This is a genomic window from Pseudomonas sp. RSB 5.4, assembly GCF_037126175.1.
Lineage (GTDB): Bacteria > Pseudomonadota > Gammaproteobacteria > Pseudomonadales > Pseudomonadaceae > Aquipseudomonas > Aquipseudomonas fluorescens_H.
This window is the reverse complement of sequence record NZ_CP146986.1, coordinates 1,884,595-1,904,117: the sequence shown is the minus strand read 5'-3', so window position 1 is coordinate 1,904,117 and position 19,523 is coordinate 1,884,595. Positions and strand designations below refer to the sequence as shown.

At 61.3% G+C, this 19,523-nt stretch carries 16 protein-coding genes; 11 read left to right on the top strand and 5 right to left on the bottom strand.

The genetic code is table 11. The features are described from left to right. Positions 1 to 62: 62 nt before the first annotated feature. Entirely contained in the window at positions 63 to 584 is a 522-nt protein-coding gene (locus tag V9L13_RS08385) for a DUF4142 domain-containing protein (protein WP_338802166.1), read from the bottom strand. Between the two features lie 204 nt (positions 585 to 788). Here V9L13_RS08385 and V9L13_RS08380 point away from each other — a divergent pair, with 204 nt between their 5' ends. After that, positions 789 to 1,031 (top strand): DUF465 domain-containing protein, encoded by a 243-nt coding sequence (locus V9L13_RS08380; protein ID WP_027613686.1) that lies wholly within the window; start codon positions 789 to 791, stop codon positions 1,029 to 1,031. Between the two features lie 108 nt (positions 1,032 to 1,139). Beyond that, entirely contained in the window at positions 1,140 to 1,304 is a 165-nt protein-coding gene (locus tag V9L13_RS08375) for a hypothetical protein (RefSeq protein ID WP_338802165.1), read from the top strand. A 152-nt stretch (positions 1,305 to 1,456) separates the two neighbouring features. Here the strand turns inward: V9L13_RS08375 and V9L13_RS08370 are convergent, their stop codons facing one another. The 4 genes from V9L13_RS08370 to V9L13_RS08355 all read right to left on the bottom strand — a co-directional run bounded on the left by V9L13_RS08370 (position 1,457) and on the right by V9L13_RS08355 (position 6,603). Next, on the bottom strand, positions 1,457 to 2,527 hold the full coding sequence (locus V9L13_RS08370) for an SMP-30/gluconolactonase/LRE family protein (protein WP_338802164.1): 1,071 nt from the start codon (positions 2,525 to 2,527) through the stop codon (positions 1,457 to 1,459). Next, positions 2,524 to 3,669, bottom strand: a complete 1,146-nt coding sequence (locus V9L13_RS08365) for an SRPBCC family protein (protein ID WP_226499178.1) — start codon at positions 3,667 to 3,669, stop codon at positions 2,524 to 2,526. Before V9L13_RS08365 ends, V9L13_RS08370 begins: the two co-directional genes overlap by 4 nt. Before the next feature lie 112 nt (positions 3,670 to 3,781). Beyond that, positions 3,782 to 4,645, bottom strand: a complete 864-nt coding sequence (locus V9L13_RS08360) for a LysR family transcriptional regulator (protein WP_045122483.1) — start codon at positions 4,643 to 4,645, stop codon at positions 3,782 to 3,784. Positions 4,646 to 4,884: 239 nt separating this feature from the next. Beyond that, positions 4,885 to 6,603, bottom strand: a complete 1,719-nt coding sequence (locus V9L13_RS08355) for a hydrogenase maturation protein (RefSeq protein ID WP_338802163.1) — start codon at positions 6,601 to 6,603, stop codon at positions 4,885 to 4,887. Positions 6,604 to 6,899: 296 nt separating this feature from the next. Here V9L13_RS08355 and V9L13_RS08350 point away from each other — a divergent pair, with 296 nt between their 5' ends. The 9 genes from V9L13_RS08350 (at position 6,900) to V9L13_RS08310 (ending at position 19,522) form a co-directional block, all read left to right on the top strand. After that, complete coding sequence (locus tag V9L13_RS08350) at positions 6,900 to 7,409, top strand: sigma-70 family RNA polymerase sigma factor (RefSeq protein WP_003225554.1); 510 nt, start codon at positions 6,900 to 6,902, stop codon at positions 7,407 to 7,409. Further along, positions 7,406 to 8,353 carry a FecR family protein gene (locus V9L13_RS08345; protein WP_338802162.1) on the top strand — a complete coding sequence of 316 codons (948 nt, stop codon included), beginning with the start codon at positions 7,406 to 7,408 and terminating at the stop codon, positions 8,351 to 8,353. Before V9L13_RS08350 ends, V9L13_RS08345 begins: the two co-directional genes overlap by 4 nt. A gap of 90 nt (positions 8,354 to 8,443) precedes the next feature. Further along, on the top strand, positions 8,444 to 11,365 hold the full coding sequence (locus V9L13_RS08340) for a TonB-dependent receptor (RefSeq protein WP_338802161.1): 2,922 nt from the start codon (positions 8,444 to 8,446) through the stop codon (positions 11,363 to 11,365). 269 nt (positions 11,366 to 11,634) lie between these two features. After that, positions 11,635 to 12,111 (top strand): MbcA/ParS/Xre antitoxin family protein, encoded by a 477-nt coding sequence (locus V9L13_RS08335; RefSeq protein ID WP_338802160.1) that lies wholly within the window; start codon positions 11,635 to 11,637, stop codon positions 12,109 to 12,111. Further along, positions 12,108 to 12,611 (top strand): RES domain-containing protein, encoded by a 504-nt coding sequence (locus V9L13_RS08330; protein ID WP_226499183.1) that lies wholly within the window; start codon positions 12,108 to 12,110, stop codon positions 12,609 to 12,611. Before V9L13_RS08335 ends, V9L13_RS08330 begins: the two co-directional genes overlap by 4 nt. Before the next feature lie 116 nt (positions 12,612 to 12,727). Further along, entirely contained in the window at positions 12,728 to 15,370 is a 2,643-nt protein-coding gene (locus tag V9L13_RS08325) for a TonB-dependent receptor (RefSeq protein ID WP_338802159.1), read from the top strand. 228 nt (positions 15,371 to 15,598) lie between these two features. After that, on the top strand, positions 15,599 to 17,449 hold the full coding sequence (locus V9L13_RS08320) for an extracellular solute-binding protein (protein WP_338802158.1): 1,851 nt from the start codon (positions 15,599 to 15,601) through the stop codon (positions 17,447 to 17,449). Beyond that, positions 17,436 to 18,500 (top strand): microcin C ABC transporter permease YejB, encoded by a 1,065-nt coding sequence (gene yejB / locus V9L13_RS08315; protein WP_338802157.1) that lies wholly within the window; start codon positions 17,436 to 17,438, stop codon positions 18,498 to 18,500. Before V9L13_RS08320 ends, yejB begins: the two co-directional genes overlap by 14 nt. Further along, positions 18,500 to 19,522: an ABC transporter permease gene (locus V9L13_RS08310; protein WP_338802156.1), complete on the top strand. Its 1,023-nt coding sequence runs from the start codon at positions 18,500 to 18,502 to the stop codon at positions 19,520 to 19,522. Before yejB ends, V9L13_RS08310 begins: the two co-directional genes overlap by 1 nt. Position 19,523 lies beyond the last annotated feature (1 nt).

Below are 19,523 nucleotides of genomic sequence, written 5' to 3'. Positions count from 1 at the left end.
GCTCTGAAACGACAAAAGGCCGCATTCAATGAATGCGGCCTTTTTAGTGTGCAGCGCCCGGTCTATTTGCTCGGGTGTTTGGCCTGCAACTCTTTGGCGGCGGTCAGGTGTTTTTCCAATGCCGGGAGCATTTTCTGCGCAAAGGCCTTCAGCTCGGGGGCGCCTTTGACTTTGTCGTCGGTCACGGTGTTGGCCTCTTTCTTGAACAGCTCGATGGTTTCTTCGTGGGCCTTGACCTGATTGTTGGCGTAGGCCGCATCGAACGATTCATCGCGCATGTCGAGGATCTTTTCCTTGGCCTGCTTGACCAGGGTGGTGGTGTCCGGAACCTTGATGTCATGGGCCTGGGCAATGCTGGCCAGCTCATCGTTGGCCTTGCTGTGGTCAGTGATCATCATGTTGGCGAAGGCCTTGATGTCGGCCGACTGGCTTTTTTCCAGGGCGAGACGGCTAGTTTCGATCTCGGAAATGCCGCCGGCTGCGGCGTTGTCGACAAAGCTGTTCGAGGTAGCGGCGAAGGCACTGCCCATGCCGGCGCTCAGGGCGACAGCCAAAACGAGATGACGCAGGTTGAATCCGTCCATTGATGTTTCTCCACACAGGTTTTTGTTGACGTTATGCAATGGAGGGAGTGGAGCGGGAAAAGGTTTGATCGCGTTTCCGACAGGGCGACGAACGGCCACCGCTGGTCTGACAGGAGGTCGACAGAACGGCCCGACCAAGGCCATTCTGATAACTGCCAGCGCAATCGGTCGCGTTGGCTGCCGATCAACTGACGGAGGTGTTCCATGCCGGTGACTCATGACCTGTATCAGGATTTGAAGCTAACGAAGGAAGAGGTCCAGCAAAAACGCACTGAGGATCCGTTTCTGGATGCGCTGATCAACAAGTACTCCCAGGCGGACGCCGAAGTAGTCAAGGCCGAGACGGCGACCTCGGATGCACCCAGCGATGACACACTGAAAAAGCTCAAAGAGAAACGCTTGCAGGTCAAAGACAAGATCGTCGCGCAGTTACAGGCTCGATCCTGACCGTCAGTCGCTTTACCGATCCGCGATGGTGAAATGACTGAACGCAGCCCCCGACAGGCACCTCGAATGTACAGAGTCTTCACTTACCGACTCATTGCGAGGTGCCTCATGAACACACCCAGATTCCCCAGTGAAGAGCAGGGCGGTTTCGACCCGGTTCCCACGCATCCCGAACCCAACAGCCCGGCGCACTCCACGACCCACCCCGAAGAGCCGGATGAGGATCTGCCTGAAGACGAAGATCCGGACAAATTCGACAGGTCCGGTAACTGATAGACCGCTATCGCGAGCAGGCTCACTCCTACAACTGGAATGCAATCCCTCTGTGGGAGCGGGCTTGCTCGCGAAGAGGCCTGCACAGGCGAAATCATTGTTGCCTGACACACCGCTTTCGCGAGCAAGCCCGCTCCCACATTGGCCCGGACTCACTTCAATGCATCCGCCAGTGGCAATCGCGCCATGTGCGTAGCCTTCAGCGACCCCAGATACAGCCAGTCCCCATACTCGCGTGCCGTGGTGATCGGCGAGTAATTACCGCTGCTGGCGTCCTGCAGATTGGCGATCACCTTGCCCTCAAGATCCAGCCCCAGGACAAACCCGCGTTTCTCCACCGGTTTGGGCAACACCGTCAGCGCGCGCACGATCATCTTGCGTACGAACGGGTGCCCGGCGGTGCCATCGAGCAAGGCACTGCGCGGCGCGTAGAGCGCGACCCAGAAGCGGTTGCTACCGTTGAAGGCGAGGTTGTCCGGCAGGCCGGGCAGGTTGTCGATGAACAGGTCGTGGGTCCCGGTTTTGGGCCCCGTCAGCCAGTAGCGGCTGATGCGGTAGGCGCCGGTTTCGTTGACCAGCACATAGGCGTCATCCGGGCCGAGGGTCACGCCGTTGGCAAACTCCAGTTTGTCGAGGAGTACGCTGGTCTTGCCGGTCTGAAAGTCATAACGCAGCAAACGGCCGTCGCCAGCGTGTTCGATGATCGCTTCGCTGTCATGGCCATAGCCCCATCGGCTGCTGGCGTCGCTGAAATAGGCGTAGTGCCCGGACTTGTCGATCGCCACATCGTCGGTAAAACCGAAGGGCAAGCCATTGGCCTCGGTAGTCAGAGGAATCAATCGACCCTGGGCGTCGAGCGACAGCAGACCTTTGACCGCATCGGCGATCACCAGCAAACCATTGGGATGTCGCGCCAGACCCAGCGGCCGGCCGCCGGTGTCGGTCAGCACCTTGCGCTCCTTGCCATCGAGGCTGGTGCGGATCAGTCGCCCGTCATGCAGACCGGTGATCAGGAAGTCGCCTTCCAGCAGCAGTGCTTCGGGGCCGTCGATATCACTCGGACCAACCTGTTCAGCGGCCTTGAGCCGCTGGTTCTCCGCGTACGGTCCTTCGCTCAGAGACGGCGCCGCTGGCGGCTTCCACGCCACCGGTTGCACCTTGGTCGGCATCAACAGCAGAAACGCGATGACGAGGATCACCAGCACCGACAGCAGGCGCTTCATGAACGGTGCCCCGTCAGCGCCAAGTGTCTGAGCGCCATACCGCGCAGGGCCTGCATCGAGGTCGCCGATTCACGTTCGATGCGGCGCTTGAGCAACAAGCGATTGGCAAGGCGCATGCCCAGGCCATCGAATTGGTAATCCAGGGTGCGCACGAACCGCGTGCCATCGGCTTCTGCCGCGCATTCGTAGGTCAGCAGCAGCGATAAACCGTGATCGCCGCGCGCTTTTGCGCACCAGCGTCGACCGGGCAGGTACTCGGTGACCTCCCAGCGCAAATGGCCGGCGCGCCCACCGGCATGAATGTCTTCCTCGAAACGCGCACCGGCATGCAACGGGCCTTGCGGGCCGTCGATTTTCAGCGACGACGGGTGCCATTCGGGCCAGTGGCTGACGCTGGCGGCGTAGCGGAGCACGGCAATCGGCTCGCCGGCGATGTCGATCTGGTGCTGCATGCGGGTCATGGGCGATCTCGAATAGCGCAACGGGGCGGGGTGCGGCTCCCAGTACAGGGTGCCGAACAGGTAATCCATCAGCGGGAAAACGATATTGAAATTGCGTTCCTGCATGCGCTCGCGACGGTGATGCAACTCATGCAGATGACGCATCTGACGGATCCACGGCAGGCGGGTCAGCAGGTTGTGCGCTGGCAAATGCTCGCAGGCGTGAAACACCTCGTAGGCCAGATAGCCCAGCACCATGCAGCCGCCGAACAGCCCGGCGACATTGGTATTGAGCTGCGCAAGCAGCCACCACAACGGCAGGGTAATGACTAGCGTATGCACCACGATCAGCCAGGCCGGAAACAGAATCACCCGCCAGTCGCGAGCGCCGTCATAGGTCATGTGGCCGGGGGTGAAAAAGCTGTGATGATCGCCGGCGTGCCGGGCGTAGAACAGCTTGGCGAAAGTCTTTTTGTGATGGCCGAGATGGCGATGAACCATGTACACGCCGAAGTTGAAGAACAGCAGGGTCAGCGGCACGCTCAGCCATTCCAGCGGCTGTACCTGATGCGCGCTGCTCCAGAATGCGCCGATCGCCAGCACGCCGAACAGCAGCACGAAGGCGCCATGCAGCCACGGGTTGTACAACGGATGAATGGCCGCGCGGTAGCGGCTGCGGAATGCCTCGGTGGTCTGCCTCAATGCGTTCACCTGTGGGTATTGTTGTTATACCCGGCAGATTAGCCGATCCGGCCGTTTGTGCAGGCCGCACCTTGAGGTCACTTGCGCCATGCTCCGGTGTAAAGCGGCCGACTCAGCTCAACGGGTTCCAGCGTTGCGACCAGTCGTCATCGGTGGCGATCACCTGGCGCAGCAGATCGAAGGCCTGCTGCAGCGTCGCCGAGTCACGTTCGCGGGCGTACACCAGATAGGTCGGGTAACCGAATTCCGGGGCCTTGGTCACCGCTTCCAGCGCCCCGGTTTCCAGATAGCTGCGCACCACGCGCGTGCGGAAATAGCCGCTGCCGCCGTGTTCGAGGATGTATTGCAGGGCCAGCGGGCCGAGGTTGAAACTCAGCGCGGCTTTGGCCTTGTCCGGCAGGGCGGCGTCGTGTTGCCGACGGAAATCCGGCCCCCAGTCGATGTAGACGTAGGGATCCGGGCGGTTCGGCGCACGCACCAGAATCAGCTTCTCTTCCAACACCTGCTCGACCTGCAGGCCCGGCCAGTATTCGGGCTGATAGACCAGTGCGGCATCGAGCACGCCAAGTTCGAGTTGACGCAGGAGGTTTTCGCCGTCGCGAATTTCCATGCGCAGGGCATGCCCGGGGATCTTCTCGCGCAGTTCGGCGGCCCAACTGAGCATCAACGGATTGCACAGGCTGACTTCGCCGCCGATGTGCAGCACGTTGTGATAACCGTCCAGCAGCGGCAGGTCGCGCCGCGCGGCTTCCCAGGTCTGCACCAGTTGATTGGCGTAGACCACGAAGGCTTCGCCATTGGCGGTGAGTTTCGCCCCGGCACGGTTGCGCACGAACAGCGTGCTGCCCAACTGACTTTCAAGTTTCTGCACCCGGGCGGTGATCGCCGTCTGCGTGACGAACAGCTTCTGCGCCGCCGCAGCGAGACTGCCGTGGCGAACGATTTCCAGAAAGGTGCGGGCGAGATCGATGTCCATGGGCGGGCCGGTGTCTGAGGTGCGCGCATTGTAAAGGCAAAAGCCCCTCACCCTAACCCTCTCCCGGAGGGAGAGGGGACTGATTGGGGAATATTGAAGAAATACACCGACTTGAACGATCAGCGTTGAATCCATAATCGACCGAGATATTTCAGGTCGATGCGGGGCGCCAGACACTTTGGTCAGTTCCCTCTCCCTTGGGAGAGGGCCAGGGTGAGGGGAAGGCAGTCACCGCAAAATCAACTGGCCAACTCGGTCGAACGCACCCGCGCCCAGTCTTCCACCAACCGCGCCGGTGTGCCGCAGGCCTTGCGCTTGTAGACGAAGTGGCGGCACTTCTCGGCAAACTGGTTGCGGTTGTAGAGCATGTCTTCCTGCATTTCCTGCAGTTCGTTTTCCCGGCACTGCTGGATCAGCACCTGATCGACGCGCAACTTGCGCTCGCGCACGGCGGCGTAGGTCGGATCGCTCAGCGTTGCGTTGGCCCTCTGCAGCAGCCACAGTGAAAACTCATCCGGGCAGCGCGGGCCGATTTCCTGGACCATGCCCAGTTGCAGCGCCTGAGTGGCACTGACCGGCAGACAAGCCTGGGTCAGTTGCTCGGCCATCGCCGGGCCGACGGCGCGGGGCAGGCTGTAGGTCCAGTATTCCGAGCCGTACAGGCCCATGCTCTTGTAATGCGGATTGAGCACGATGTCGGCGCGGGCAAACACGATGTCGGCGGCCAGCGCCAGCATCACGCCGCCGGCCCCGGCATTGCCGGTTACGCCGCTGACCACCAGTTGCCGCGCGCTGAGCAGCTCAGCGCAGACATCGTCGATTGCCTGAATATTCGCCCAGGCTTCGGCGCCCGGGTCCTGCGCGGCCTGGATCACGTTCAGGTGCACACCGTTGGAGAAGCTGCCGCGCCCGCCCTTGATCAACAGCACGCGAGTGTCCCGAGACTTGGCCCAGCGCAGCGCCTCGACCATGCGCTGGCACTGTTCGGTGCTCATCGCGCCATTGTAGAACTCGAACGTCAGCTCACCGACATGCCCGGATTCGCGATAGCGGATCGGCTGATAGGCCTCGTCGCTGAACGGCTGGCTGGCAATCGACCAGTCGAGGGTCGGTACGTCGGCCAATTGCCCGGCCAGCACATGCCGCGCCGGTTGCTTGAAGGTTTCTTCGCCGGGTAGCGGTTTGCGCCGCAGCGAGCCGATCCACAAGCTGTGATCGCCGGTCGCGACCAGCACCGCGTCGTCATGCACCGCGAGAATCTTGCCGGGAATGCCGGTGCGCTGATCGAGGTGCGCGTCGTACACGTAATACTGCCCGCCGGCCAGACTCGCCAAAACTCCGGGCTGGCCATCGGCGGCGTCGATGCAGCGTTTGATGAAGCGCGAACAGTCGTGCCAGCTGAAGGTGCGGTCGTCCTGCTTCATGTTCGGCTGCAAGCGGCCGCGGACTTTGGGGTCGGTGTAATCCTGTGCGACCGGTTGCACGCCGTCGATGAATTTCTCGACCACTTCGCGAATACAGCGAATCGCCGCATCGCTGCCCCGACCGTTGTACAGCTCGGACTTGCGCAGGCCCGACGGCAGATTGAATTCGCAGGTGGACCAGACCGGGCCGGCGTCCATTTCTTCCACCGCTTGCAGGGCGGTCACGCCCCAGCGCGTCAGTTCATTGCTGATCGCCCAATCCAGCGCGCTGGCGCCACGATCGCCGACGATTCCCGGGTGGATGATCACCACCGGACGCCGGGCATTGCTCCACAGCGCATGCGGCACGCGATCTTTGAGGAACGGGCAGATCACCAGATCGGCGCCGCTGTGTTCGATCTGTTCGCACACCGAGGCTTCATCGGTGAACACCACAACGCTGGGCGAGTGCCCGGCCTGGCGCAGCTCCAGCCAGGCGCGTTGGGTCAGGCCGTTGAATGCCGAGGACAGCAGAATAATCTTCAGTGATCGCATGGTTTTCTTCCTTGAAGGGATAGCCGCGGGCTCCCGGTGAGCCGTCCTTGGCGTTCGATGGAGCGCGCAGATTAGAGAGTGCTTCAGGGCGGGCAACTGACCGGGATCAACGTTGTGTCAGTCAATATTTCTGCGGCGACGGCGCGTCTTATTCTCAATAGTTTGCTTATCCTGATTTTTAATTACTTCAAATGTAAGCAGCGCTATTGCACAGTCGCCCCCTGATCTGGAGCCGGACGATCCCGGCAGAACGATGGTTTTTCGCAGCGGGTGGGACCCGTTTCAGGGAGCAAGACATGGGTGATGTTCAAAACCCGCATTACCGGATGATTGGGCAAATGTTCCAAAAGGACTATCGCTGGCTGTGCGCTGCCGTTGGCCGCACGCTGGGTTGCCCGCACAGTGCACAAGACATCGCATCGGAAACCTTTCTACGGGTGTTGGCCCTGCCGGACCCGACCGCCATTCGCGAGCCGCGGGCGCTGCTGACCACCATCGCCCGGCGGCTGGTCTATGAAGGCTGGCGCCGCCAGGACCTGGAACGCGCCTATCTGGAAAGCCTGGCGCTGGCGCCGGAACCGGTGCATCCATCGCCGGAGGAGCGGGCGCTGGTGATCGAGGCGCTGCTGGCGGTCGATCGCCTGCTCAACGGTTTGTCAGCCAAGGCCAAAGCCGCGTTTCTCTACCATCAGCTCGACGGTTTGACCTACAGCGAAATCGGCGAACGGCTGGGGGTTTCCACCAGCCGGGTGCAGCAGTACATGGTCGAGGCCTTCAAGCGTTGCTATCAGGCGATGCAGGCATGAGGCCGGACGAAGCGGTGATCGATGAGGCGGCGCAGTGGATGGCACTGTTGCAGTCCGGCGAGGCCAGCGCAGGCGAGCGTGCCGCGTTCGAAGCGTGGCGCGCGGCCGACCCAAGGCACCAGCGGATCATCGAGCAAATGGGCGGCGGCCTGAACCTGCTGCGTAATCCGACCTTGCGCGGGCTGCCGCGTAACAGCCTGCTGCACAGCCTGAACGCGCCGTCGAGTCGACGGCGCTTTCTCAGCGGCAGCTTGAGTGTGCTCGGCATCGCGGTGCTGGCCGGGTTGCTCGGGCGTCGCTATGGCTGGCTGCCGGAAGCCGGTGAACTGGCGACCGGCACCGGCGAACGACGCGATTTCACCCTGGAGGATGGCAGTGCGCTGAGCCTGAATGCGCGGACGCGCGTAGTGACGCAATTCGATGCGGTTCAGCGCTTGTTGGCATTGCGTACGGGCGAGTTGTTGGTGGATGTCGCCAGGGATCCTGCGCGGCCATTCGTGGTCGAGACTGAGCACGGTCGGATGCGTGCGCTGGGGACGAAATTCCTCGTGCAACAAAACGATGATTTCACCCGCCTGGTGATGCTGCACTCGCAGGTCGAAGTGGTTACCGCCGGCGGTGCGCGGCAAGTGGTGGAGGCGGGGGAGAGTCTGCGGTTCAACGCACAGGACATTCTGGCTCTGGAGCGCAGTACAGGGCAGGAAAGCGCCTGGGTACAAGGTCGCCTGGAAGTGCGCGACCGACCGTTGAGCGAAGTGATCGACGGCCTGCGCCCGTACCGACGCGGCATCCTGCACCTGAGCCCCGAAGTGGCCGGTCTGCGTCTGAGCGGCCTCTATCCGCTGGACGATAGCGACCGCACCCTGCAACTGCTGGAGCGCTCGCTGCCGATCCACGTCACCTGGCACAACCCGTACTGGGTCAGCATCGGCGCACGGTTATAGCGTCATAACTTCTTGGCCTAATGGCCGCCCTATAAAAAGCGCCGGCCCGCTGCTCATTCCCTGCAGACGCCTTCAACAGGGAAGCCCTTGATGATTTCATTCAAACAACAATTACCGCGCCTGACCCTCGCCGCCGCACTGGCGATGGGGCTCGGACCGACAGTGGTTCATGCGCAGGATTCTGCCGCCCAGGTGTACACCTTCGACATCGCCAGCGGCCCGCTCGATGAGGTCCTGCTGGACATCTCGCGTCAGACCGGCGTCCCGATCTCGTTCAGCCAGAATCTGGTGCAAGGCAAGCGCAGCAGTGCGGTGCGCGGTGCGTTGGGTGGACGTCAGGCAGTCGAGAAGGCGTTGCTTGGCAGCGGCCTGCAAGTCGAGCAGAGCGCCCAGGGCCTGAGTGTGCGCGAAGGCGAGGCGAACACGCCGGTGGCGGCCAAAGTCAGCGCCGTGGCCCCAGCGACCAGCGCCGATTACCGCATGGAAAAAGTCACCGTCACCGGCTCGCGGATCGCTCGCGCGCAAAGCGATGGCGCGACCCCGGTCAACGTCATCACTCACGAAGAGATGGAAGCGCGCGGCTACAAGAACGTCTACGACGCCCTGGCGACCCAGACGCAAAACACCGGCATGACCCAGGGCGAAGACTATGGCAACACCTGGCAGCCGGCGGCCAGTGCGATCAACCTGCGCGGACTCGGCCCCAATCACACACTGGTGCTGATCAACGGCCGACGCGTCGCCGATTACCCGACGCCGTACGACGGCAAGGTCAACTTCACCAACCTGGCGAACATTCCCTCGGCGGTCATCGAACGCATCGAAATTCTCAGCAGCGGCGCCTCGGCGATCTACGGTTCGGACGCGATTGCCGGGGTGGTCAACATCATCCTCAAGAAGCAGATCAATGGCATCGACGTCAACCTCAAGGGCGGCACCAGCGAGCGTGGCGGTGGCGACAATCAGCGCCTGCAAATCAGCGGCGGCGGCAGTTGGGGCGACTTCGACGGCTTGTTCGGCCTGGAACTGACCAACCGCGATCCGATCTGGGCCGACGACCGAGGCTTCATGCAGAGTGGCCCGCTGGCGGACGTCGGTTACCGTCGCGACCTGAGCAACAACCGCTACCTCGGCCCCGGCTGCGGCGCCTATCAAGGCACTTTCGATAACAAGCTGTTGAACAACGGTGGGCGCTGCCGCACCGATCAGATGTACAACGATTACTGGACCATTCAGACGCAAAAGGAAAACTACGACGGCTACACCCGCGGCACCTGGCACTTCAGCGATAGCGGCCAGGTGTTTGCCGACCTGATGTATGGCCTCGATCACATCCAGAACAACACCCGTGGCCCGACTTTTACTTCGCCGGACTTCATCAACCGGAACAGCGGCAATCTTGAGCGCTGGTATCGCCGTTACGGTGAAGAGGAAATCGGTGGCCGTACCAGCAACAACAGCAAGTGGACCGACACGTCGTGGACCGGCACCCTCGGCCTCTCGGACAAGATCGCCGACACTGGCTGGAACTACGATCTGGCCGCCAACCGCTCGGAATACCGCAGCGTCAGAACCACGCGCTACACACCGCTGTCATCGATTCAGGATTTCTACCTCGGCCCGCAATTGGGCACACGTAACGGTTACCCGGTGTTCTCTCCCGATGCCTCGCGTCTCGATCGCCCACTGACGCCACAGGAATGGGATCAGTTTCGCAGCAACCTGACCCAGAACAGCAAGTCGGTTTCCACCAGCTACAACGCCTCGGTCAATGGCGATCTGTTTGACTTGCCGGCCGGCCCGGTCGGATTTGCCGGTGTGCTGGAGGCGGGCAAGCAGGAATATCGCGTCGACCCGGACGACGGTCTGAATGACGGCACTTTCTATGGCGTGAGCCCGGCACAAAGCTCCGGCGGTTCGCGCAAGCGCTATGCGGCCGGTGGCGAGTTCAGCATTCCGCTGACTGACACCGTGCTGGCCACCGCCGCCGGGCGTTGGGACCAATACAAATTCAGTGGCCGCAGCGAGCAGCAGAAGACCTATAACCTTGGGCTTGAATGGCGTCCGGTCACCAGCCTGTTGCTGCGCGGCAGCTATGGCACCAGTTTCCGCGCACCGGATCTGAACTACATCTATCAGTCCGACAGCAACGGTTACTACCCGGCGCAGATCGACTACTACGGTTGCAGCCAGGGTGTGCAGGGTGCGTGTGATCGCGGGCGGGTCGACTACACCCAGAGCGGTACCCCGGACCTTGAGTCCGAACGCGGTAAATCCTGGACCTATGGTTTTGTCTGGTCACCGTCGCGCAATTTCGATTTCTCCACCGATTTCTGGCGTGTAGAGATCGACGACCTGCTGACCACCGTCGACGAAAACCGCCTGCTGCAACAAGAGAACGAATGCCGCAACGGCACCCAGGACATCAACTCGGCCAACTGCCAGTCGACCCTGGCGCGCATCGACCGCAACCCGGGCAATGCCGCTATCGATCCCAACCAGTTGCAACGGGTGCGAGTCAATGCGATCAATGCCGCCAGCGAGCGGGTCAGCGGTCTGGACTTCAAGAGCAACATTCGTTGGGGGGCCGGCCAGTACGGCGCATTCAGCTCGGCGCTGGGCTACACCCTGGTGCTGTCGCATTTCTACAAGGAGTCCGACGAGGCGCCGACTCAGGACTGGCGCACTTCGCGAACCAACTACGACTGGCGCAGCAAGGTCAACGCCAGTCTGACCTGGGATTACCAGAAAGCCACGGCGACGCTGATGGGCATTCGCTATGGCTCGGTGACCAACGGCGCGGGCGACGGGCGTCTGTCGCCATGGACGGTGTTCAATGCCAGTGCGCGCTACAAGCTCAATGACCGCGCCAGTGTCGGCCTGACCGTGAACAACGTGCTCAACCAGATCAAGCACGATGACTCGGCCGGCTGGCCGTATTACCCGACCGGTAACTATGACCCGTACGGGCGGCAGTGGTGGCTGGATGTGAGTTATCACTTCGGCAGTTGAGTGCGCGGTATTCGTGAGTAACGTCCTACGGAAACAGGAAGATTTTTCGCATAAGTGGGGATATTTCCGACGACATTCTCAGGTTGGTCGTCGGAAGCGAGATCTATAGCATCGGAGCTGACATTGAAGTCGTACACGGCCTGGACGCTTAGGCCTCTGATAACGGATGGATCATGCGAACTCACCACCTCGAATACGAAACGCCTGCTTATTCCCATCGCCTTCACTGGCGTGATAACCGTGCCAGATGCCCAGTGGAGGATGTCGCGATGCCCAGCGCAAAGGTACCCCGGCTTACCGGAGTGAAGAGGGCCGAGGGCAAACCGGTCGACTTGCTCGTACGTGGTCAGAACATAGGTGACGATGCCTTTCTGATCGTTCAACTTACCGACGAAGGTTTTGAGCTGAACGATGTCGTCAACATGCTTTCAACCTCTGAACTGTATCTGCAAGGCGATATGGTCAAACGTATCACCGGCAAGTCGGTCAGAACCGTACGGCGATTACTGAAGGAAGGTAAAACGGTGCGGCTTGATCCCCAGCAGAGCGTCGTCGCCTACCAATATGCTCTGGTCCTGGAAAAGGCCATTCACGCCTTTGGGAGGCAGTCACGGGCCGAAGAGTGGCTGCGCAAACCCAGCACCTACCTGAGCGGTCGCGTGCCAATGGAGTTTATCCGGCACTCACTGGGGTTTCAGATGGTGGAACAATATCTGGGGCAGCTGATATACGGGGTTTACCCATGAATCCCTTGCCCTGGGACGAGCATTGGTATGCCTGGCGGCTGGACCCCGAGATTTACGGAGGGACGTGGGACAGCGGGATGGGTTCGAATCTCAATGGTGGCCGATGGAACATACCCGGGCGGCGAGTCGTTTATGCATCAGTCGATCCGTCCTCGGCGATTCTGGAGGTGGCAGCCAATCGCAGTTTTGATGCGCTCGACAGCGAACGTTATGTACTCACGTGCTTTGAGGTCATCAGCGAAGCAAAGGTGAAAATCGTCCAGCCGGAGGAGGTGCCGAATCCTTACTGGTTGAGCCCGGCAAAGCCTTCACCCAATCAACAACTGTTTGCCGATGCGTTACTCGCTGAGCATCCGTTTGTACTGATCCCCTCGGCGGCGACCCGGCACTCTTGGAATTTGCTGGTGAGCTGCGAATTGGCAGAGGGGCAGTTCAGGATGGTTTCCCAAGAGCGGTTTGGGCTGGATACCCGGTTGCTGAAGGAGCGGGAACTGGCTTGATCCACGCCTGTCATTTTTTGCATAACCTCATCACCCAACGGTCTAAATCGGGCTCTATAAAACACCGCTGTCCATTGCACATCCCTGCATAAACCAAAACGCAGGGATGGCTGTTCATGATCCATTTTTTACCCGTTCGATCTCGTTTGAGCCTGGCCTTGCTGCTGGCAATCAACACCTTGCCGGCGGTCGCCGCTGACGAGCCGACAACTCAGCTGCAACGAGTCGAGGTCACCGGCACGGCGATTCGCCGGGTCGATGCTGAAACGGCGGTGCCGGTCACCATTCTGCGAGTTGAAGAACTGCGCGAGCAGGGCGTGACCACCACCGAAGAACTGGTGAGCCGGATTTCCGCAAACCAGTCATCTGTCGGCTCGGGGCGTTCGGTGGGTTCGAGCAGCGGCGGTGCGTCGTATGCGGATTTACGTGGCATCGGCCCGAACAAGACGCTGGTGCTGCTCAATGGTCGGCGGCTGAGCAACAACGCGACCAATGCGATCAATGGTTCCGGGGTTGACCTGAATACCATCCCTTTCGCCGCCATCGATCGTGTCGAGGTACTGCGTGACGGCGCCTCGGCGCTTTACGGCACCGATGCGATCGGCGGGGTGATCAACTTCATCACCAAGACCAGCCTCACCGAAGGGCAGCTCAGCACCAACTACGACACGCCGACCCATGCCGGCGGTGGTGAAAGTCGTAATTTCAGCGGCAGTTGGGGCTTTGGCGATTTGCAGAATGACCGTTTCAACGTGTTCGGCGTGGTCAGTTATGACAAGCAGCAACGCCTGGCTGCCGAGGATCGTGGCTACACCTACAACTATCAGCCTGTACGCGGCCTCGACTACACCTCCGGCACTGCATCACCGGCGAACTGGAGCCAAGGCAGCAACGCCACCAACCCGCTGGCCAGTTCCGGCTGCAACGCCCCGGGCCTGTTGGCGCGTAATGGTATCTGCCGCCAGAGTCTGTGGAACTACCTCGATCTGGTGCCGGAAACCGAGAAGACCTCGGCCTTCGCCAAAGCCACCGGCAAGCTTTCGGACGACCACAACGTCAGCCTCGAATACTTCTGGGCGCGCAACGAAAACCGCACGCAGATCGGTCCCGGCACGTTGATGGGTAACCAGGTCAATCCCGGCACGGCGTTTTATCCCGGCAACGGCATTACCCCAGGCCCGAACAGCTTCGCTCTCGACCCGACGCAACCGGTCGATGTGAACTGGCGCGAAAGCGCTGTCGGCGCCCGTCAGCATGAAGACGACAACACCGGGCAGCGTTTGCTGCTGAGCTTTGACGGCAGCGTGGTCGGTTGGGACTACAACGTCGGTGCGTCGTACAACCAGAACAAAGTGGTCAATAGCATCGAGGCCGGCTATGTCAACGACCGCGCCGTCAGCGCCGGCATTGCCAATGGCATCATCAACCCGTTCGGTGCGCAGACGGCTGCCGGGCAGGCGCTGCTGGCAGCCAACTCCGTAGATGGCGATTACGGCACGGCGGTCGGCCGCGTGAAGGCGATTGACGGGCGTGTCAGCCGCGAGATCGGTGACTGGTTCGGTGCCGGCCCTTCGGCGCTGGCGCTGGGTGGCGAATACCGCAAGGAAGATTTCCATCAGGACTTCGCCCAGTTCGCCGCCGACGTGCAGAGCCTGGGTGTCGACCCCAATGCCAGTGTCGCCGGGGATCGCAGCGTCTCGGCGCAGTACGCCGAGGTCAGCGTGCCGGTGCTCGACAGCCTCGAATTGTCCGCCGCCGTGCGCCACGACAAGTACAGCGATTTTGGCAGCACCACCAACCCGAAATACTCGTTCCGCTTCCAGCCGTTCAAGGAACTGGTGGTGCGTGGCGCCTACAGTGAAGGTTTCCGCGCGCCGTCACTGTACGAGTTGTACAACCCCAACTTCACCACATTCACGGTCGCCAACTACAACGACCCTCGGCTGTGCGCAGGCGGCAACCCGAGCAACGGCGGGATCGCCAACCGTGACTGCGCCCAGCAGTTCTACAGCCGAACCGGTGGCAACACTGACCTGAGCCCGGAAACCGCACGCAACGTTACCCTCGGCTTCGTCTATCAGCCGTTCGAACGCCTGACCACCGGGCTGGATTTCTGGTGGATCAACATCGCCAACCAGATCGCGGAGTTCCCGGAATCGGCGGTGTTCGAGAACCCGGAGCTGTACCCGGACCGCCTGATTCGCAAGCCTGACGGTTCCATCGATCACATCGTCACGGGCCTGGCCAACCTCGGCAAGATCAAGACCAATGGTGTCGATGTCAGCTTCGACTATCGTTTGCCGAGCACTCCGTACGGCAACTTCGGGATCGGCCTGCAGGGCACTTATGTCAGTCGGTACGAGTACCAGCAGCAGCTCAAGGGCGACTACATCGACAAGCTCGGCGATTTCCGCGGCGGCGACTTTTCCTCGGCCGGTGCCGTGGCTCGTTGGCGCCACAGCCTGACCGGCAGCTGGAACTACGGCCCCTACGGCGTGGCGCTGACCAACCGCTACACCAGCGGCTACCACGACTCCGATCGCGAAACCCACGATTACGTTGGCTCGTACAACGTCTGGGATCTGGCTGGCACCTACACCTGGCGCAAAACCCTGAGCGTGACCCTCGGCGCGAAGAACCTGTTCGATCGTGAGCCACCGTTCAGCAACCAGACCTACACCTTCCAGAGCGGCTACGACCCGAAATACAGCGACCCGTTCGGCCGGACGCTGTACACGCGGGTCAATTACAAGTTCTGAAAATGCCCAGAGGCGGCGGGTTTTAGTCACTTATTGATCTAAAGCCTGCCCTATAAAAATCGCCGGCCTGTTGCACAACACAGGTAGGCAGGATGTTTGGTGACTGTACTGGCGCCTTCGCGAGCACGCCCGCTCCCACAGGGGAACAGCGGCGAGCACAACTTCCTTGTGGGAGCGGGCGTGCTCGCGAAGAGGCCAGTAGCAACACCGTGCAAAAAGGATCTGCCAATGCTATCCAGGCTCATTCTGTTCAGCGCTTTTGCGCTGCTAAGCCCATTCAGTTCGGCCGCCCCGCAACCCGCCCTCACGGTCTACGGCGAAGCCCCCAAATACGCCGCGGACTTTCAACACCTGGCCTACGCCAACCCCAACGCTCCCAAGGGCGGAACGTTGCGCCGCTCTTCACTGGAAAGCGGCCCGTTCGATCACCTGATTCCGTACATCGACAAAGGCACCGGCGTCGCCGACATCGACGGCTGGCTCTACGCGCCGCTGGCCTATCGCAGCAAGGATGAACCCTATAGCGTCTACGGCCTGGTGGCGCAGCAGATGGAACTGGATGCGGATCGCCGCTGGCTGCGTTTCTACCTCAATCCTAAGGCGCGCTTCGACGACGGTACGCCGATCACCGCCGAGGACGTGCGCTACACCTTCGAACTGTTCACCACCCAGGGCAGCCTCAAATATCGCCAGCAGTTTCGTGACGTCGCCGACGTGGTGGTGGAGTCGCCGACGCAAGTGCGCTTCAACTTCAAGAACAACGACAGCCGCACCTTGCCGCTGGATCTGGCGACACTGCCGGTGTTGCCCGAGCACTGGTGGCGTACGCGCAATTTCGCCGAGGGCGCCGGTTTCGAGATCCCTCCGGGCAGTGGCCCGTACCGGATCAGCGCGGTGGATGCCGGGCGCAGCGTGAAATTTCAGCGCGTTGCCGACTGGTGGGCCAAGGACCTGCCGATCACTCGCGGCCTGTATAACTTCGATCACTTGAGCGTCGAGTTCTTCGCCGACACCGATGTTTCCCGGCAAGTGCTCAAGGCTGGCGGCTTCGACTACAACCGCGAGTTTTCCGCGACCAGTTACACCATCGGCTATGCCGGCGCGGCGCTGGAACAGGGCAAATTGCTCCGCGAACATCTGGCGCCGGGTGCCGCGCAGGGCTCGCAGGGCTTTGTGTTCAACCTGCAGAAACCCATGTTTCAGGATCGCCGGGTACGGCAGGCGATCGCCATGCTCTGGGATTTCGAATGGAGCAACCGGCAAATGATGCGCAGCATGTACCTGCGCCAGCGCAGTTACTTCTCGCACAGTGCGTTGTCGGCCACCGAGTTACCGGATGCCGAGGAGCTGAAAATTCTCGAGCCGTGGCGCGGCAAGATCCCCGACGAGGTGTTTACCCAAGTCTTCGAAGCGCCGAAAACCGACGGCAGCGGCAACATCCGCGCCGAGCAGTTGCAGGCCTTGAAGCTGCTGGAAGCCGCCGGCTGGAAACCCCGTGGTGATCAGTTGGTGAATGCCAATGGCGAGCCGCTGCAGTTCACTTTTCTCAACGGTCAGAAGGGTTTTGAACGGCTGCTGCTGCCGTTCAAGCGCAACCTGGCGCAGATCGGCATCGGCTTCGATATCCGCCAGGTCGACACCGCGCAGTACACCAACCGCGTGCGCAATCGCGACTACGACATGATCGTCGTCGGCTACCCGGTGAGTCAGGCGCCGGGGCGCGAGATGTTCAATTACTTCGGCTCCGACGGCGCCGACGATCCCGGCTCGAACAACTACATGGTGCTGCGCGATCCGGCCGTCGATGCCCTGCTCGAGGGTCTGGTGCAGGCCGACAATCGTGAAAGCCTGCTGCGTCATGCTCATGCTTTGGACCGGGTGTTGCAGTGGGGTTATTACTGGATCCCCAATTACTACCCACCGGGGATTTCCACGGTGTGGTGGAACCGTTTCGGCCGCCCGGCGACGGCGCCGTTGTACGACGCCGGACTCGACACCTGGTGGGAAATCAGCCCGACCGCGCTGACGGCCGCGCAGATGCAGCAACAGCAAAAGGAGTACGCCCATGTGGGGTTATAGCTTGCGGCGTCTGCTGCTGATCGTGCCGACTTTGCTCGCCATTCTGCTGGTCAATTTTGTCATCGTGCAGGCCGCGCCGGGTGGCCCGGTGGAACAGGCGATTGCCCGGTTGCAGGGCATTGGTGTCGGTGCGGCGGTGGGCGGTGGTCATGTCGAAACCATCGGTAGCGAATCCCGTGCCACCCGGGGTCTCGACCCGAAACTGGTGGCCGACATCGAGCGTCAGTACGGCTTCGACAAACCTGCTGGTGAGCGCCTGTGGCTGATGCTCAAAAGCTACGCGCAGCTGGATTTCGGTCAGAGCTTTTTCCGTGGTGCCAGCGTCACCGAACTGATCTGGCAGAAGCTGCCGGTGACCTTGTCACTGGGCTTTTGGGCCACGTTGATCACCTATCTGGTGTCGATTCCGCTGGGCATCCGCAAAGCGGTGCACAACGGCTCGGCGTTCGATGTCTGGAGCAGCGTGGCGATCATCATCGGCTACGCGATGCCGGGTTTTCTGTTCGCACTGCTGCTGATCATCGTGTTCGCCGGCGGCACCGCGCTGGACTGGTTTCCGGTGCGTGGGCTGGTCTCGGACAACTTCGCGGAGCTGTCACCGTGGGGCAAAGTGGCCGATTACTTCTGGCATCTGGTGCTGCCGGTCACGGCGCTGGTGATCGGCGGATTCGCCACGCTGACGATCCTCACCAAGAACAGTTTTCTCAACGAGATCTCGCGTCTGTACGTGGTGACGGCGCGGGCCAAGGGCCTCAGCCAGCGTCAGGTTTTATACGGTCACGTGTTTCGCAACGCGATGCTGCTGGTGGTCGCCGGGTTGCCGCAGGCCCTGGTGACGGTGTTCTTCGGCGGTTCGTTGCTGATCGAAGTGATCTTCTCGCTCGATGGCCTCGGTCGCCTGAGTTACGAGGCGGCGGTGTCGCGCGACTATCCGGTGGTATTCGGTTCGCTGTTCATCTTCACCTTGTTCGGCCTGCTGATAAAACTGCTCGGCGACCTGTGCTACACGCTGGTCGACCCGCGCATCGACTTCACCGCGAGGACTGCCTGATGCTGACTCTATCTCCCATCGGACAGCGGCGTTGGGCGCGGTTCAAGGCCCATCGGCGTGGCTGGTGGTCGCTGTGGCTGTTTCTGCTGCTGTTTGGCCTGAGCCTGGGCGGCGAGCTGATCGCCAATGACAAACCGCTAATGGTCGAGTATCAGGGCCAGTGGTACTTCCCGGCGTTCAAGCGCTACACCGAGCAGGATTTCGGCGGCGAACTGCCGTTCCAGCCGGACTATCGCAGCGCGCAGGTGCGGCAACTGATCGAGGGACAGGGCGGGCGGATGTGGTTTGCGCCGATCCCGTTCGGTTTCGATACGGTGAATTACGACCTGACTGAACCGGCACCGAGTCCACCGAGCGGCGAGAACTGGCTCGGCACCGACGATCAGGCGCGGGATGTGCTGGCGCGGGTGATCTTCGGTACGCGGGTGTCGCTGCTGTTTGCCTTGGCGCTGACCGCCGCCAGTGCGCTGATCGGCATTGCTGCCGGGGCCTTGCAAGGCTATTACGGCGGTTGGGTCGATCTGCTCGGGCAGCGATTGCTGGAGGTGTGGTCGGGGCTGCCGGTGTTGTATCTGCTGATCATCCTGTCCGGGTTCGTCGAGCCGAATTTCTGGTGGCTGTTGGGGATCATGGCGCTGTTTTCCTGGTTGAGTCTGGTCGATGTGGTGCGCGCCGAGTTCCTGCGCAGCCGCGGTCTGGAATACGTGAAAGCCGCGCGGGCGCTGGGGGTTGGCGATGCGCAGGTGATCAGCCGTCACATCTTGCCCAACGCCATGAGTGCGACCCTGACCTATCTGCCGTTCATTCTTACCGGAGCGATCGCGACCTTGTCGGCGCTGGATTTTCTCGGTTTCGGCATGCCCGCCGGCAGCGCTTCATTGGGCGAACTGATCGGTCAGGGCAAGAGCAATCTGCAAGCGCCGTGGTTGGGGCTGACGGCTTTTTTTGCGTTGGCGCTGATTCTTTCTCTGTTGGTGTTCATCGGCGAGGCTTGCCGAGATGCGTTTGATCCAAGGACTTGAG

What these genes read in the sequence shown, in the direction of transcription:
- V9L13_RS08385 (WP_338802166.1), bottom strand. Translation starts at nt 584, where the DNA reads ATGGACGGATTCAACCTGCGTCATCTCGTTTTGGCTGTCGCCCTGAGC.
- V9L13_RS08380 (WP_027613686.1), top strand. Translation starts at nt 789, where the DNA reads ATGCCGGTGACTCATGACCTGTATCAGGATTTGAAGCTAACGAAGGAA.
- V9L13_RS08375 (WP_338802165.1), top strand. Translation starts at nt 1,140, where the DNA reads ATGAACACACCCAGATTCCCCAGTGAAGAGCAGGGCGGTTTCGACCCG.
- V9L13_RS08370 (WP_338802164.1), bottom strand. Translation starts at nt 2,527, where the DNA reads ATGAAGCGCCTGCTGTCGGTGCTGGTGATCCTCGTCATCGCGTTTCTG.
- V9L13_RS08360 (WP_045122483.1), bottom strand. Translation starts at nt 4,645, where the DNA reads ATGGACATCGATCTCGCCCGCACCTTTCTGGAAATCGTTCGCCACGGC.
- V9L13_RS08355 (WP_338802163.1), bottom strand. Translation starts at nt 6,603, where the DNA reads ATGCGATCACTGAAGATTATTCTGCTGTCCTCGGCATTCAACGGCCTG.
- V9L13_RS08350 (WP_003225554.1), top strand. Translation starts at nt 6,900, where the DNA reads ATGGGTGATGTTCAAAACCCGCATTACCGGATGATTGGGCAAATGTTC.
- V9L13_RS08345 (WP_338802162.1), top strand. Translation starts at nt 7,406, where the DNA reads ATGAGGCCGGACGAAGCGGTGATCGATGAGGCGGCGCAGTGGATGGCA.
- V9L13_RS08340 (WP_338802161.1), top strand. Translation starts at nt 8,444, where the DNA reads ATGATTTCATTCAAACAACAATTACCGCGCCTGACCCTCGCCGCCGCA.
- V9L13_RS08335 (WP_338802160.1), top strand. Translation starts at nt 11,635, where the DNA reads ATGCCCAGCGCAAAGGTACCCCGGCTTACCGGAGTGAAGAGGGCCGAG.
- V9L13_RS08330 (WP_226499183.1), top strand. Translation starts at nt 12,108, where the DNA reads ATGAATCCCTTGCCCTGGGACGAGCATTGGTATGCCTGGCGGCTGGAC.
- V9L13_RS08325 (WP_338802159.1), top strand. Translation starts at nt 12,728, where the DNA reads ATGATCCATTTTTTACCCGTTCGATCTCGTTTGAGCCTGGCCTTGCTG.
- V9L13_RS08320 (WP_338802158.1), top strand. Translation starts at nt 15,599, where the DNA reads ATGCTATCCAGGCTCATTCTGTTCAGCGCTTTTGCGCTGCTAAGCCCA.
- yejB (WP_338802157.1), top strand. Translation starts at nt 17,436, where the DNA reads ATGTGGGGTTATAGCTTGCGGCGTCTGCTGCTGATCGTGCCGACTTTG.
- V9L13_RS08310 (WP_338802156.1), top strand. Translation starts at nt 18,500, where the DNA reads ATGCTGACTCTATCTCCCATCGGACAGCGGCGTTGGGCGCGGTTCAAG.